This is a genomic window from Sphingobacterium sp. UBA3549, from assembly GCF_002376635.1.
Classification (GTDB): domain Bacteria; phylum Bacteroidota; class Bacteroidia; order Sphingobacteriales; family Sphingobacteriaceae; genus Sphingobacterium.
Genome location: NZ_DFOE01000017.1, coordinates 46,082 through 62,486, shown reverse-complemented (window position 1 = coordinate 62,486; position 16,405 = coordinate 46,082). Strand labels below are relative to the sequence as shown.

The 16,405-nt window shown below is 39.8% G+C and carries 9 protein-coding genes; all 9 read right to left on the bottom strand.

Features of this window, described 5'->3' with window-relative positions:
• Window positions 1-8: 8 nt before the first annotated feature.
• Complete coding sequence (locus B2W36_RS09005; RefSeq protein WP_293887541.1) at window positions 9-3,263, bottom strand: SusC/RagA family TonB-linked outer membrane protein; 3,255 nt, start codon at window positions 3,261-3,263, stop codon at window positions 9-11.
• A 158-nt stretch (window positions 3,264-3,421) separates the two neighbouring features.
• Window positions 3,422-4,123, bottom strand: coding sequence for a response regulator transcription factor (locus tag B2W36_RS09000; RefSeq protein WP_293887540.1), 702 nt, complete (start codon window positions 4,121-4,123; stop codon window positions 3,422-3,424).
• Entirely contained in the window at window positions 4,124-5,440 is a 1,317-nt protein-coding gene (locus B2W36_RS08995) for a sensor histidine kinase (RefSeq protein ID WP_293887539.1), read from the bottom strand.
• Between the two features lie 93 nt (window positions 5,441-5,533).
• Window positions 5,534-7,828, bottom strand: coding sequence for a GH92 family glycosyl hydrolase (locus B2W36_RS08990; RefSeq protein ID WP_293887538.1), 2,295 nt, complete (start codon window positions 7,826-7,828; stop codon window positions 5,534-5,536).
• A 10-nt stretch (window positions 7,829-7,838) separates the two neighbouring features.
• A complete protein-coding gene (locus B2W36_RS08985) occupies window positions 7,839-8,561 on the bottom strand; it encodes a basic secretory protein-like protein (RefSeq protein ID WP_293887537.1) in 723 nt (240 codons plus the stop codon).
• Between the two features lie 11 nt (window positions 8,562-8,572).
• On the bottom strand, window positions 8,573-10,921 hold the full coding sequence (locus tag B2W36_RS08980) for a GH92 family glycosyl hydrolase (RefSeq protein WP_293882532.1): 2,349 nt from the start codon (window positions 10,919-10,921) through the stop codon (window positions 8,573-8,575).
• A 147-nt stretch (window positions 10,922-11,068) separates the two neighbouring features.
• Window positions 11,069-12,055: a LacI family DNA-binding transcriptional regulator gene (locus tag B2W36_RS08975; RefSeq protein ID WP_209577437.1), complete on the bottom strand. Its 987-nt coding sequence runs from the start codon at window positions 12,053-12,055 to the stop codon at window positions 11,069-11,071.
• Between the two features lie 189 nt (window positions 12,056-12,244).
• The gene (locus B2W36_RS08970; RefSeq protein ID WP_293887536.1) at window positions 12,245-14,776 is read right to left on the bottom strand and encodes a phosphocholine-specific phospholipase C; all 2,532 of its coding nucleotides are present in this window, start codon (window positions 14,774-14,776) and stop codon (window positions 12,245-12,247) included.
• Between the two features lie 86 nt (window positions 14,777-14,862).
• Window positions 14,863-16,386, bottom strand: coding sequence for a SusD/RagB family nutrient-binding outer membrane lipoprotein (locus B2W36_RS08965; protein WP_293887535.1), 1,524 nt, complete (start codon window positions 16,384-16,386; stop codon window positions 14,863-14,865).
• Window positions 16,387-16,405 lie beyond the last annotated feature (19 nt).

Sequence of the window (16,405 nt, the reverse complement as noted above, 5' to 3'; positions counted from 1 at the left end):
TCATAAGGTTAGAAATTAAGATTTAGCCCAAAGTTGTAAACTTTCAAAATCGGGTACCAGTAACCACTTGTATTCCCCATCTCTGGGTCTATACTTAAATCCTTAAGACCTGACCAAGTAAATAAATTCATTCCTTGGGCGTAAACACGCAATTGGTTCAAACCAATTTTTTTAATAAGATCCTTCGGTAGATTATAGCCAATCTCTATATTTTTAAGTCTCAAATATTTGGCGTCATATAAAAACAAACTGCTATTGCTATTTTTGTTATTCTCTGAGTTACCGATATGTAATGCGGGATAGGTAGCTGTTGCAGCAGTTTCTGGGGTCCAGCGTCCCAAATGAATTGGTCGAACAGAACCGAGTTTGTCCTGATCAAAAGTTGGAAAATCCCACACTGCAGCATCTTTTAATAAGATGGAGGAATTTAATGCACCTTGAAACAGAAGGCTAAAATCAAATCCCTTATATTGTAAAGAGATGGGTAAACCAAATTGAATCTCCGGGCTCCTTGGATTCCCCATAACAGTGCGATCTCCTAAGTCGGTAATCTTACCATCACCATTCAAATCTTTATAGATAACATCACCTGGCCCCACTTTTCCCCAAGGCTGAAAATTACTCTGATTAATTTGATCCGCCTCTGTTTGATCTTTAACAAAATGATCAAAAACATAGACAAAATTTTCATAAAGTCGCTTACCTGTTGCCTGCCTATACTCATACTGGCGTGGAACTTCTTGTCGGTAGATCAACTTGTTCCTCGAAAAGGTAAAATTAGGTTTCACCGAAAGTCGAAGATTATCCCCGATCATATCCGAATAACTCATTTCAATATCAATACCTCGATTTCGGACTTTTCCAATATTGATCAATGGTGATGTTTTTCCAACCACACCTGGAAAACCAATATCATCCGATCCTAATTCGGTAATAATGTCATAACGATAATCTTCAAAGACATCCATGCTAAAATTAATTTTGTTCTTTAAAAATCCCATATCAAGACCGATATTCGTTTTTCTAGATTTCTCCCATGTTATATTTTCGTTTGCCAAACGCCCTTCACGCACACCACTTAGCCCATTATTAAAATTCTGTTCGCCAAAGCTATAACCATCCCCCCCCTGGAAAAATGCCAAGTATCCAAATCGGGCATCACCGGGCATTTTATCATTCCCAACGAGTCCCATAGATGCCCTAAGCTTCAAAAAGCTCAACCAGTCTTTCGTAGTGGACATAAACTTCTCTTTACTAATTACCCAACCCAATGCTCCCGCAGGAAAAAAGCCATAACGCTTTCCTTCGATAAAATTTTCAGACCCATTGTAACCAAAGTTAAATTCTGCTAAATATTTTTCGAGATAATTATAGGTAAACTGTCCTGTCATACCTTGATAACGAATATCAACACTTGCTCTTGAATTTGTCGCATCATAGACAGACTGGCTTGAGCGATTGAAAAGCAACATCCCCGTCACATTATGCTTATCATTAAATAGCCGGTTGTAATTGATTTTTCCTTGAATGAACGTTCTATTAAATGGACTACTTTGCGTAAATGAGTTCCCAACAGTTTGATCCACTGTATACTTGTTCCCATTTCTATAAGTCCCTTCATAGTATTGTGGGTTCATAAATAGATCTATACCATCTGTAGGTTGAAAGGTGGCGTAGTTAGGATACACCCTATAGCCTTCACTATACGTCCCAAGTTCACGTCGAACCCACTGTTGTTCACGAGCATCATAAGAAAATATGCCATCGACAGAAAGGCCTTTAGTAATGAAATCCATATTCCAGCCAACAGCAAAACTCCCTTCCAGATACGTATTTTTCTCCGTATGATATCCAGACCTAGTCAATTCACCAAGAACATTAAACCGATAAATTTGATTGCCAAACAGCAATCCAGAGGGATTATTCAACAGATAGCCCTGCGTAGAAGGCTGACTATTGGCGTCAAGAACAATAGGCAAATACGGTGGCTGCGTCATCGCCAGTGTCATTAATCTACTAGCAGAAGTTCCGGGTGATGTTCGATTGGTAATTCGCGCACCCAAATTGAGTTTAACCCACAAGTTTTTTGTGATGTTGACGTCAATATTGGATCTGAAATTATAGCGCTGAAATTTAGGAGATACATTATATTTCGATAAATCAACATGATCATAATTATTTTCCTGCCCCATATATCCACCCATAACGAAATATTTCGCCACATCATTCCCGCCTCGTATGGATAGATTGTATTCATGTTGAGGCGCTGTTCTGAAGATATAATCAAAATAATCCCAATTATAACCTCGACCATCAGAATTATCCCCCTTTGCGCTTCTAAATTTATCTATCGCCTCCTGACTAAATAATTTTAAATTATCAATATTTCCACCCGATAACCTTGCATCATTCGTTAAAGCCTCATTATAAAGCGTTGCATAATCAGCAGATCCCAAAAGCATCGGCAACTGTGCTGGTGTATTTAAACCATAGGAAGCTTTAAAATCAACAGTTGCCTTATCAGCAGATTGCCCCCGTTTTGTCGTAACCACGATAACACCATTTGCTCCCCTTATTCCGTACGGAGCAGTAGCCGCTGCATCCTTCAAAATCGAAACTGTCTCAATTTCATCTGGCGCCAAATAACTCATGTCGCGTTCAATTCCATCGACTATCACAATAGGGGATTGATTCCCATATGTAGACTTACCCCGGATAAACAGTTCAGAACGATCTACACCAGGTTCGCCACCTGCATATTGGTTAACAACTAGGCCCGGCAATCTTCCGGCCAGCATGTTGTTAATATTTGCTGCAGGACTTTGAACGAGATCCTTGGTCGTGATCGTTGCAACAGCACCGACCACATTTCTTTTCTTCTGTGTCGTATACCCGACAACAACCACATCTTCTAATGCTTTTACATCCTCTACAAGACTAACTTGTAAAGTTGTCCTACCTCCCGCAATAATTTGTTGAGGTTGAAATCCAACGTATGAAAAGGTCAATAGAGCATCCTTATAAGGAATTTCAATTCGGTATCGACCCTCGGCGTCGGTTTTTGTGGATTTCCCGCTTGCCTTAACAATAATTGTAACACCTTGCAAGACTTTACCTGTCGAACTGTTTACAACTGTTCCTTCTACAATAATACCTTCTTGTTGGAAATTGGTGTAGCTAGCTGCAGCTTTTGAATCCATATGCGAACTAAAAGTACCACATACAGAAATCGTAAGAAATAATGGAATCACCTTTCTTTTCATAAATAATATTAGTTATTGGTTTACTAAATCAACAATTGGTCGTCAATGAGTTAGTAGCTCGCTTCAAAAATAAGCGTCACGGAACAACAACGAGCTTAAGAACTAATTCGTTTTAGTAAAATTATAAAGAAAGAGAAAAGAAAGTTGTTAATCGATTGTTAATGACAATTATCGATATTGACTTCTAAAATAAAGCCAACTTTATAGACAGTTTTAATTTCAACAAAGCGTGATCTTTTAAGCATTTTTCTGATTTTGCATATAAAAACATCGAGGCTCCGGCCTAAGAAATAGTCACTGTCTCCCCATAGCGCTAATAAAATTTCTTCTCTCTTCAACACAACGTTTGGTTTGTTAGCTAAGAAAGCCCATAGTTCAAACTCCCGTGGCGAAACAACCTGCTTTGATCTATCACTAAATTCTATTGATAGTAAATGAGGATTGAGTTTAATATCTCCAATATTAAGCTGGCTTGGTAAAACTGTGCTCTGCTTTATGCTATAATTTTGAAGTTTCAGCGAGAGTTCTTCCACATCAAAAGGCTTTGTGATATAATCGTTCCCCCCCAGATGAAGCCCTTTCAAACGGTCTGTTTTTGATAACCTAGCCGTAAGGAAAAGAAAAAATTGGTTTTTATTTAATTTCGATATATACTCGACAAATTGAAACCCATCCGATTTGGGAAGTTGTATATCGACGATAAGAATATTATACTTATTTATTTTGTAATATAAAATTCCTTCTTCGGCAGATAATGCATGACTAACATCAAAACCAAAATTTGTAAGATAGTCAATGAGCATCGAGGCTAGATCAACGTCATCCTCAATCAGCAATATATGTCCATATTCTCCTATCATCTATTTTATCATTGGTATCAAAATAAAAAATGTCGTCCCCTTGTTAATATCTGATTTAACATCAATTTTCCAATTGTGAATCCGCATAACTTCTTTAACAAAAAAAAGTCCAAGTCCTAGACCGTTAGGAGAAGCGTCTCTTTTAACACGGTATCCCTTCGTAAATATATGTGGCAATTCGTTATTTGAAATGCCTATTCCATTATCACGTATAGTCATCAGGATTGTATTGTTTTCATACAGTCCTACATGAATACGAATCTGCTTTATGGACTCATTATTATATTTAAGACCATTATCTACTATATTATTCAATGCTGTAACAAACATAAATGGATTGACAAGTACTTTAATCCCTTTTACTTCTTCATCCACAAAAGTTTGAATTCCGATGCTTTCTGAAGCTAAAATTGTCAGATCTCGTTCCAAATGATCCAACAGTTCCGCCAAAAAATGTTCTTCAAGTACTACTTCTTCCTGATTAAACACACTTAAATCAATCGCTTTATTAACTAACCTATCTAAACGCTTTATTTGACGCATCATGGTTTCCAAAGTGGTTGATATTTTCATTTTATCATCGCTAGAAACCTTCACGGCTATATTCGACAAACCAATTCGGATGGTTGTTAACGGAGTGTTAAACTCGTGAGTAACATTATTTATAAAGTCGGAAGCCATTTCAGCCATCCTTTTCTGCTTTATCCAATTATTGTAAGTCCAACAGTATACGCTAATAATTCCGATGATACAGCAACCAGACAATAATAATAGTGGAAAAATGGATCTTAAAGCAGAAACATTTTTATCAATATTACCTACGTATAATGTGAAAGCTACACGATTTGACCTTTTACTATTTGCACTTATAGCAATTGATGACACAAGATTGTCTTTATCAATAAATTGATCTTCACCACCAATAAGGGTATACTGATCAACATCATAATCAACTATCGGAATAAACTTCTTCGCGTCGAAAGTCACCGACACATCTCTCAGTACAATCGCATAACCAAAATTTTGTCCCAAATTCACTTCAGACTTGATGATCTTAAAAAGGCTGTCCATTGCAGGGTGATTTAGGAGTTTGGAAATCAACTCCGTTGCAATACTATCCTTCAGATTAAAAAAAGCATAGTTATCATGCTGATAATATGCTTCTAAACGATCTAAATGAGGGATTAAAGTTGAATCGATAAGTTTTTGACCGCCTGGAAAGATCTTATCGTTCGCAATATGTCTATCGTAAACAACCTTAATCTCCTTTTTTTCTTTCCAAAATAGTTCGCTTCTTTTGATCTCATATGATTGCACAATCAGGAGATATTGTAATATTAAAAACAACAATAGACAACTGATCGCTATGCCTTTGTATAACCCTGATCGCTTCATCCTTCCGGAATGCTCCTATTTTTTCGGTTTATTACTCATCTCGAAGACTAGTTCACCGCCATCTACAATGCTACTATAAGGTAGTCGCAGATCAGCTAATCTTCGCCCATTTAAAGAAACGGATTTAACGTAAATATTCCTTTCAGACTGATTATGGGCAACTATAGACAGGCTGCGTCCATTTTCAAAATTTACCTTTGCCGATTTTACCAAAGGACTGCCAATCCAATAACTATCTTCCCCAGGTGCAACAGGATAAAAACCCAGTGCAGTAAATAGATACCAGGCCGACATCTGTCCACAGTCGTCATTACCGCCTAATCCCGCATGACCATTATGGTACTGATTTCGGATGATTTGTCTGACACGTGCTTGAGCTTTCCAAGGATTCTTGGTGATGTTGTATAAATAAGCCACATGGTGGGAAGGCTCATTTCCGTGCACGTAATTTCCGATAATACCATCTCGCGTAATATCCTCTGTATGCTCAAAATACTTATCCGGTAATTCCATTGTAAAAAGAGAATCCAAATAAGTCTCTAAGCGCTGTTTACCTCCCATGACTGCCATCATTTCGGTAGGCTGATGCGGTACATACAGGCTGTAATTCCATGAATTACCTTCAATAAATCCCTGTCCATGTGTATCCAGCACATCAAATTTCTCCTGAAATTTACCCGCTGAATCCTTGGGCCGCATAAATCCAATAGCGGGATCATAGAGTGATTTCCAGCTTTCAGCTCTTTTGGAAAAAGTCGTGTAAATATCTTCCTTTCCTAATTTTTTTGCCAGTTGCGCAATACACCAATCGTCGTACGCATATTCCAATGTATTAGAAACCGATGTTCCCGATACATCAGCAGGAACATATCCCTTATCAATATAAGCACCGATCCCCTCATATTGACGCGTATTTGCTGTTTGAACGCATGCCGCTAACGCCGCCTCCGCATCACCTTTATAGACGCCCTTAAGTATGGCATCAACAATAACAGACACAGAGTGATAGCCACTCATGCACCAGTTGTCATTCGCATAATGCGACCAGATGGGCAACATCTTCAATACACTCTGGTCATAATGAGCCAGCATGGATGCGACAATATCTGCATTACGAGAAGGGTTGATTAAATTCAACAAGGGATGAAAAGCCCGAAATGTATCCCATAGCGAAAAAGAAGTATAATTCGTAAAACCTTTGGCGCTGTGCACCTCCTGATCCAAGCCCTTATACTCACCATTAACGTCCATATAAACCGTCGGCATTAGGCTGGCATGATACATCGCTGTATAAAAATTGACAAGATCTTCCTTGTTCAACATTTCAGCTTCTATCTTATGCAGTTCCTTTTCCCAAGCCTCCTGGCCTTTCTTCACGTACCCATCAAAATTCCAGTCGGGAGCCTCAGCCTCCATATTGGCCAATGCATTCTTCATACTTACAGGACTTAAAGCTACTTTCAGCAGTATTGCTTCATGTGCCTTTGTATCGAAATCCAAATGAAGCTTCATGTTATGAGCTGCTAAATCGGGGAAATTATTGCGTTGATCGAACTTACGCCAAAAACCATTGTAGACAGATTTCCCATCTTCATATTTAGCGCCATAATTTTTAAAAGCTTTGGATGTCTTTATAGCAAAGTACACGGTACGGGTTCTCGACCAACCGTTTGTCTGACGGTATCCGACTAACGTAGAATCGTTCAGTACTTTCACAACAGTCCAAACATTTTTTCCTTCGTAATTATAGATCCCAGCAGTTAAATCAACAATTAGATGTGACGCATCAGACTGGTTGAAAGTATACCGATGTATGCCCACTCGCGTGGTCGTCGTCAACTCTGCTTTAATCTGATGTTTATCCAGTAAAACACGGTAATAATTGGCTTCGGCCAATTCGTTTGTATGGCTATATGGAGATCGATAACCGTCTTGAGGACGATCAGCTGTACCTGGATTTAACTGAACTTTACCTTGGGTAGGCATAATCTGTATATCACCAAGATCGGAGTGACCGGTACCGCTAAAATGCGTATGACTGAATCCCACAATCGTAGGATCATCATACTGATAACCGGCACAATATTTATAAACATCACCATTATAGCGGCCATTGACAGCATAAGATAGCGTATCCGTATCCGGGCTTAACTGTATAGCACCAAAAGGAACTGTAGCGCCCGGAAACGTATGACCCATCCGCGCCGTACCAATAAGCGGTTTAACGTACTGGACTAACTTAGTTTCCTGGGCCTTTAATACAAATGGAATACTAAGTAGTCCCCAAAAAGCCAAACGTTTTATATTCATCACCTATGAATTATATTTTAGGATTTTTACTGTAATCCGTCCATAGCTCATCGATCGTCTTTCCAGTTTGTGCTTTCCAGAATGAATCGTTATAGCTTTTGCTACGCATTGCCGCATCCAATTTTTTAACAAAGTCTTTTTTTACATGCGTATTGATCCAATAGAGAAATCTGGCAGTAACGCGATAAGAATCGGTGTATTTCTGATTGTCGCTATAATCTGGCAGCTTCCAATTTGCACCTGCATTGTCAATTCCATCATCAAATCGGACAAAATCTGCTATCCCTTCCGTAATCCACCACGGACCGGCCCCATCAGGATACGCTTGAACAATATGCATTACCTCATGGGTAACCACGTCAATATCACCTGGATTTTTGGCAAACCATCCCGGGCTGTAACGGACTATTCCGCCAGCCGTAGCAGCAACACCTTTGTAGTCTGGATCAATAACAAAAGACACTTTTTTTAGGGTCTTATTATTATATTTCTTGGCTAGTTTGGGATAGTTTTCAAAATAAGCCGAAATGAGCCGATCTTTTAAAGATGGACTAAAATCTTTGTCCTTATTAATCCAAATCAATGTATAACCACCTTTGCTGATACTATCAACATCCACAGCAACCTTGCGGTCATTTTCTGTATGTCTCCAATTATCTTGCGCGAAAATCGAACAAGAACAGGCCAAGCCAAAGAGGGTAAGGCCTACTTTTAGATTTCTAAAGTTTATCATAACTCAAATGCTTATTTCTTTTTGTTCGATTTCACCTTGATATTTGATTGTAAATCTGTTGTCATAGAATATGGCGCAGCATTTTTGGATGCTCCCCTAGTATAGTTAGGTTTTGCCCCCATATCAAAATGCAGTGCCCCACCTTCATGCAAAGCTTTGTGACTTAACCAGTTTTTTCCATACTCCTTACCGTTCATCTGTAGTGCATTTACATATACATTTTCGGCCGAATTCTTAGGAGCATCGATGATCAGTGTCTTGCCATTTTCAAACGTTAACGTCGCCTTTTTAAATAATGGCGCTCCAAGCACATATTCATCGGTCGCAGGACAAACCGGATAGAATCCTAAGGCTGAAAAAACATACCATGCCGAGGTTTGACCATTATCTTCATCACCACAATAGCCATCAGGCGTTGGTTTGTACATTCTGTCCATCACCTGACGCACCCAATATTGCGTTTTCCAAGGTTGACCAGCGTAATTGTAAAGATACGGCATATGTTGAATGGGCTGATTACCATGCGCGTACTGTCCCATATTGGCAACTTGCATTTCGCGAATTTCATGGATAATACCCCCATAATAGCTATCATCGAAATCTGGAGACTGAACAAACACCGAATCCAACATACGCACAAATGTTTTTTCTCCGCCCATCAGATCGATCAGCCCTTGAACGTCATGGAATACGCTCCATGAATAATGCCAGCTGTTTCCTTCTGTGAACGCATCCCCCCATTTCAATGGATTAAAAGGAGTCTGGAACTTTCCATCTTTATTTTTTCCACGCATAAGATTGGTCGATGGATCGAACAGGTTCTTGTAGTTCTGTGCACGCTTCGCATAGAGATCAATTTCAGCTTTCGGACGGTTCAACGCTTTTGCTAATTGATAAATTGTAAAATCGTCGTAGGCATATTCCAAGGTACGTGCCGCATTTTCATTGATTTTAACGTCATAGGGAACATAGCCCAAGCTATTATAATAATCAACACCCTTTCTACCAACTGCACTCATTGGTCCTTCGTTATTGGCACCATGCTGCAACGCTTCGTACAACTTATTGATATCGTAACCGCGTATTCCCTTGATGTAGGCATCCGAAACTACCGAAGCAGAGTTGTTACCAACCATAATATCCGCGTATCCAGGACTACTCCACTCAGGTAAGAAACCGCCCTCCAAGTAAGCATTTAAGAGACCTTCCTGCATTTCCTTATTGATAGAAGGATACATCAAGTTTAAGAACGGATACAATGCTCTAAAGGTATCCCAAAATCCAGTTCCTCCAAACAAATAGCCCGGAAGTGTTTTTCCATTATACGGACTGTAATGGACAACTTTACCCTGCGCATCAATTTCGTAGAGTTTGTTAGGAAAGAATAAGGTCCGATACATGGTCGAATAAAATGTGCGCAATTGATCAATATCATCGCCTTCAACTTTAATTTTCCCTAGCGTGGAATTCCAGATCTGACGTCCATCTTCTTTAACTTGATCAAACGACTTGTCCCCCAACTCATTTAAGTTTAATAAGGCTTGTTCGGCACTGATAAAAGACGAGGCAACTTTCACCTGAACGGGTTTCGTTTTATCCTTTACCTTGAATCCAACAATAGCGCCAGTGTGGTCACCTTTGATCTGGAGCTGGCCATCCTTTTTCTCTTTCCCTTCCCAAGTAGCAACATTTGCAAACGGTTGATCGAAAACCAAAACAAAATAATTCTTGAAATTCGCAGGCAGTGGACCACGGGCGTATTTTGATGAATAGCCAACGATCATATTTTTTTCAGGGATAATCTGAACTTCAGATCCCTTTTCATACGCGTCCAACACGATATAAGCGTCGTCTGTCTTATTAAACGAAATCCTAAACATAGCTGCTCGTTCCGTTGGTGTCATTTCCGCAGTGACATCGTGATCTGCCAGATAGACCGAATAATAATAAGGTTTTACGATCTCAGCTTTATGTGAAAACCAGCTCGCACGCTCATCTTGATCAAAGACAGGCTTTCCAGTCACTGGCATAATAGAAAAGACGCCATAATCATTCATCCAAGGCGATGGTTGGTGGGTTTGTTTCAAACCACGGATCTTATCAGCAGTATATTGATACTGCCATCCATCACCATTTTTTCCCGTTTGCGGAGTCCACATATTCATTCCCCAAGGCCGTGCGATTGAGGGATAGGTATTTCCATTGGACAACTCAAATTTGGATTCGGTACCCATTAATGGATTAACAAGATCGACAGCATCCATTTGCTGTCCTCTAAATTTCTGAGCCAAAACCGGTTTTGCGCAAAACAAACCAAAAGACAATAATGAACCCAGAAAAAGGCTTAAAGATTTATTCATTATTTAGGATATATAAATTATTTCTACTAAAACGTATTAGTAAAGATATAAAAAAGAATACTAAATCAAAACAAACCTCAGGAATTGAGCCGGAAGGTCTTATGATTTTTACAATACAAGGGTTAAAAATCGAGCTATCGCCGTATGCTACCTCCGGATCAATTTGGTTGAAATAATATATTCTTTAGGCGTGGATATCCCCTGATCTATTTCCTTCAACAAAACTTTCACACAAGTTTTAGCCAAAGGTTCTAATGGCTGTTGTATACAGGAAATTTTAGGGTTTAAAATATCAAACAACTCATGATCATCAAAAGAAAGCATCGGAAAGGCATAGTGATTTTCATCCGCTGGCCGCAGTGCTTTCAACCCAAGGATACACAGATAATTTGTCGTAAAAAAGAGACCATCTAACCCAGTCTGCTTCGCTGCCCAATTTTTCAACATACGCGCCCCCTTTTGCTTCAGTTCTTGATAGTGTAATTGCAGGATGCGAGGCTCCATACCGTAGGCTTCACAAAAATCCAAATAGGCACCTTTACGCCCCAACATTTGCGGCTGATCGGAATCGATGGTTACTAATCCAAAATCTTGGCAACCGATAGATTTCAAATGATCACAGGCTTTTTTTGCACTAACGTCATTATCAATGTGCACATAATGGGTCTCCACATCTGGAGAATTTCTATCAAAGACTACTAGTGGAACCCTATGTTCCAATATTTTTCGCTGATATGCTTCCAGATCTACTGTTGGAGCTAAAATAATCCCCTCCACCTTCTTTTCCAACATTGAATCGATGATATCCCGCGCATTTTGTGAATCTCCAAGGGTACTACTGTAGAGGACGTGATACCCTTTTTTTCGGAATAATTCCTCCACATACAAAGCAAATGGCCCAAAAAAAGAGTCCCCGATATTTTCCACAATCAGACCAATGGTATTTGATCGCCCTGTTGCTAAACTCTTTGCAAGCGCATTAGGCTTATAACCAACTTTCTCAACGTAAGCAAGTACGCGATTTTCCAATTCCTTACTAATGCGAGCTCGCTCGGCTTTGTGATTAATGACTAATGAAACAGTGGATTTAGAAACATTGAGCTCCTGTGCAATTTCTTTAATTGATTTGGCCATAAAAGCATTTTCATAAAATTAAAGTGAAATTAAAATAAATATGAACATATCGGAAATTACAACTGATAGCAGACAATAAATTAACATTCCGCTCTTTACTATACAAAAGAATTAGACTGATGACGAATAAAAAACAAAGTCTTCTTTATCCCAAAAGATATTTCTAACTACCTGTAGATTGGCAAAAGATTATCCCAATTGTGGATCAGTTTTCGAATGATTGCCCGTTTCCACACGACCCGCAAACTGACGCACAAATTTGGTATTCTCAGCATGTACCGTAATATCATACCACCCATGAATTTTATGAGATTCTACAATCCACTTCGTAGATTTACCGGCAACAAGTACTATCGATTTCTTCCATGTACTATAAGCAATATCTTCTACATGTACACGGAATGATTTTTTCCCGTGATTACGAACCTCCAATACAAGATTGCCTGTCAACTGGCCTTTCCTCCCGATTTCATAAGTTGCTTGAACAGACAATGGCTCCTCCTGTCCTTTAAATCCCCGCATAAACCCATTTGGGCCATATACGGTCAGATCGTAATGCCCATCTTTAAAATCGGCCAGATTCCAGTCAAAGCTTAGTTCCTGACCAGCGACAACTGCAAATGGCCAAAATTTCACACCTTCCTTATAGCTCGGTCCACTATAGACATTAAATGGACTGTTTAGCGATTTACTACCAAATACCTTATTGCCAACTTCTAGTGTTAAATGAATTCGGTTGGCTTCTTTAGCAAATGACTCTTTAACATAGAGCTCATAGGCTAACGCGCTAGAATTTTTCTGACCTTTCTCCTGTCTCGCCAGTAAAGTGGAATGCCCCTTAGACCGTAATGCTGCGGCATCCTCTTTCGACCAAACGTGAAAAGTATTGGGTAGTGGTTTCGATTTCGCCTGATCAATCGCATAGATCTGCTGATTCCGATCAAGGAAAGGCAAATCAATAGTATTCGACGCCTCAGCTTTCCGAAATATCGATGTCAAGTCTCCTGTAATGGCTCGGCGCCAAGAGCTTATATTTTCCTCTTTTACCTGCTTACCCAACTTTTTCTCGAAAAAATGCTCCATAAATTGAATCGTCGAAGTGATATCACAGATCTCCGAATTGACCCAACCGCCTTTTGACCAGGGTGACGCCACAATCAAAGGTACGCGGTAACCGAGCCCTACTGGACCTTCCGTCGCATTATCTTTTTCTTCACCATCGGCAAGCTCCTGTGCTAAACTCACATATTCACCACTATAATCTAATTCCGCCGAAGTTTTTCCGGAACGCTCATCTGCAGGATTAGGTGCCACAAAAGGTGGAACGTGGTCGAAATACCCATCGTTCTCATCATAATTGAGAATAAAGATAGTCTTCTTCCAGATTTCGGGATTCTCCGTCAGAATATTCAATAGTTCAGACACATACCAAGCACCATACATAGGTGCACTCGGATGGTCTGAAAAGCTTTGCGGTGCTACAAGCCATGATACTGCTGGCAATTTGCCCGATTTCACATCGTGCCTAAACTGATGAAGAACATCCCCCTTGGGAACAGTAATCTGTTGCCCCTCATGCGTGACCACACTTGTCTCCCGATAGAAAGGATCGCCCTCATTGGTTTGGAACGCGCGCTCATGCAAAGCACGCTGCTCCTTAGAAAGCTGCTCAAAAGCATGATCAGTGAGACGGGTCAACTGTTTTTTATAACTGTCCAATTGCTCCTGCTTCTGTTTGAGTCTATTCTGGGTCTTCTGTACACTGTCGGTACTATTATTGACTAATGTCTTTTCGAGCTCCTCTATCTCCGCAGGTAACTCCGCAACACGCTTACGCATAAAGTCGAGATGCGTTTTCTTGAATTCAATATGATACTGAGCAAACCATTCTAAATTATTGTCCGTAAAATTACCCAATAGACCCTCGCCTTTTAAGCCACTTTCCATACTGACTTCATTTTGGTAAACCCGCCAGGAAATTCCAGCTTCTTCCAAACGTTCAGGAAAAGTTTTCCAGTGTGCCCAACGATTAAAATAAATGTCCGAATTTCGGACTAATGGTTTAGCCCCCTTACGCGGCACACAGGTCCCTGTCCAAAAGAAATGCCTATTGGTCGTGGTCCCCGTGATGGATGAACAGAAGTGCTGGTCACAAATTGTAAAAGCATCAGCCAGTGCATAATAAAAAGGAATGTCCTCACGTGTATAATAACCCATTGTCAAAGGGATCTCTTTTAAGCTCTTCCCCCCTGGGCGTTTAGCGTCGATCCAGTTATCATGCTTTCCATTGTTACGGGCTGCCATCTGATTTTCCCAAGAATGCGGTAAATCTCCCGTCCAAGCAGCGTTTGAGTTTTTGATATCCAGCCGGAACGGCGAGTACGTTTTTCCACTTCGAGAAGATTGCAACCACACTGGATTCCCATTAGGCAATTTAATCGCTCGGGGATCATTAAAGCCCCTAACTCCGCGGAGCGTTCCAAAACTATGATCAAAAGAACGATTCTCTTGCATTAACAATACGATATGCTCGGCATCCAAAAAAGTACTCCCTTTGATAGGTTCAATTGCCAATGCACGCTGTATCGCATCTGGCATAGCGCTCTGTAAACCAAAAACACCGGCTAACAAGGAAGCCTTCTTGATAAAATCTCTTCTGCTATCCATATATAAATTTGTAATCTCTCTTATTAATTCAATGGTTACAGCGAATATATTCATTCGCCACCTTTTTTTATGTAACGTTTTTAACAAACAATCCCCGCAAACGGTTGATCTCATCTACGGGGATTGTTTTTACAAATGGTCTATTTCAAAAGCCACATCAATTGGTTTATTTCATCCTTACCCCCAAATTGGCGGGCTAGTGCTTCATCCAGATTTTGTCCGTTATAGTTATACTCACTGGCTGGATAACGCCAACGAACAGGTATTTTGGTTGGATCATCGGCATTTAAACTGGATGCGGGGTTGATTTTCCATTTTGGATAACCTGTACGACGATAATCATAGTAAGGATTTATTCGTCCTTGCAAGAAGCTAGCTAAATACTTTTGCGTCATAATTGCCTCAATCTGTCCTTCTTTAGTTGTAGGGAATTGATCTCCATAGGAAGCAATAGCACTGGCGATATAGGTCCCATCCAATGGCATATTATGTGTGTACTGGCTCGTATTTGGGGTATTGTCCGCAATGAATTTCATCGCTGCTTCAATACCCTTTTTATACCAATTGACTGAAGACTCTGTAACCCATCCTCTTGCAGCTGCTTCAGCAACTACAAAACATAGATGCGCATAGCTATATTGTTGTGTTGGCTCGCCACTTACGAGCTCGGTATAGCGGTCATTTAATTTAGAATAATCGTTTTTCTTTTTCAAGTCCGCAATATCGCCAAACGCCAAGGATGGATCAATACCAACATACGCACTAAAATCACTTACTTGTTTGCCATTGGCAATTTGCAAAGCTGATGGGTTTGCATAGAAAAATAGCCTTCTATCTTGATATTGCTTCAAACGGTCTATAATCTCCGTAGACACAACGGGATAAATAACGAAACTATTACTGATTTTATAAAAAGGATAGGTCTGGCCACTTTTATCCGAGCGTACTAACTGAAAATTATCGGCATTCGCAGTGAATATAGGCTTGTTCGTTAAAATCGATTGAAACCGTCCTTTTAAATTCAAGTCTGCATCAGCTTCCTTTTTGCTCAGTTGAATCAGTACATTTAACGCAAAACTGTTGACGAGCTTTCTCCATTTTGTTATGTCTCCGCCGTACAAGGGATCGCCCGCAAATTTTGCTCCGCTTGCAAAGAGCTGGTCTGCTTTCTCTAGCTCGTTAAGTATGCCCAAAAAGACCTCTTTTTGAGTATCATATTTTGGAAAATATGTTTTGTCTGATTCCCCTTTTAAAGCTTCTTTGTAAGGCACATCACCTACACTCATTGTCGCCTCATAAAATTTCACAGCTCTGGCAAAATACATTAACCCATTGTAGGAATTTGCCAACACATCTGTTGCAGCATACTGTCCCATGAAATGAGCATCATTGATTGCGTTCATTGATATACCCCCTTCACCGAATCCATTATATTGATACCCCTCAACCAATTCCGTCCATGCAATCTCCTTCGTTAACAAATAGGGCTGCATAAATGATTTTTGTGTCGGCTGATTTGCCAAATTCAGAATAATACGCGTCGCTAGCATGGAAGAATTCACTTGCACAGGAGTTTCAGGATTCGTGTTTATCTCATCAAATTTTGAACAACTCGCTAATGAGATTAAACTCCCCATGGCGATATATATACACAATTTTTTCATTTTCATCTTAATTTTACTG

Coding starts and splice junctions, on each gene's coding strand:
- B2W36_RS08990 (WP_293887538.1), bottom strand. CDS start 7,828: ATGAATATAAAACGTTTGGCTTTTTGGGGACTACTTAGTATTCCATTT.
- B2W36_RS08970 (WP_293887536.1), bottom strand. CDS start 14,776: ATGAATATATTCGCTGTAACCATTGAATTAATAAGAGAGATTACAAAT.
- B2W36_RS08975 (WP_209577437.1), bottom strand. CDS start 12,055: ATGGCCAAATCAATTAAAGAAATTGCACAGGAGCTCAATGTTTCTAAA.
- B2W36_RS09000 (WP_293887540.1), bottom strand. CDS start 4,123: ATGATAGGAGAATATGGACATATATTGCTGATTGAGGATGACGTTGAT.
- B2W36_RS08965 (WP_293887535.1), bottom strand. CDS start 16,386: ATGAAAAAATTGTGTATATATATCGCCATGGGGAGTTTAATCTCATTA.
- B2W36_RS09005 (WP_293887541.1), bottom strand. CDS start 3,263: ATGAAAAGAAAGGTGATTCCATTATTTCTTACGATTTCTGTATGTGGT.
- B2W36_RS08980 (WP_293882532.1), bottom strand. CDS start 10,921: ATGAATAAATCTTTAAGCCTTTTTCTGGGTTCATTATTGTCTTTTGGT.
- B2W36_RS08985 (WP_293887537.1), bottom strand. CDS start 8,561: ATGATAAACTTTAGAAATCTAAAAGTAGGCCTTACCCTCTTTGGCTTG.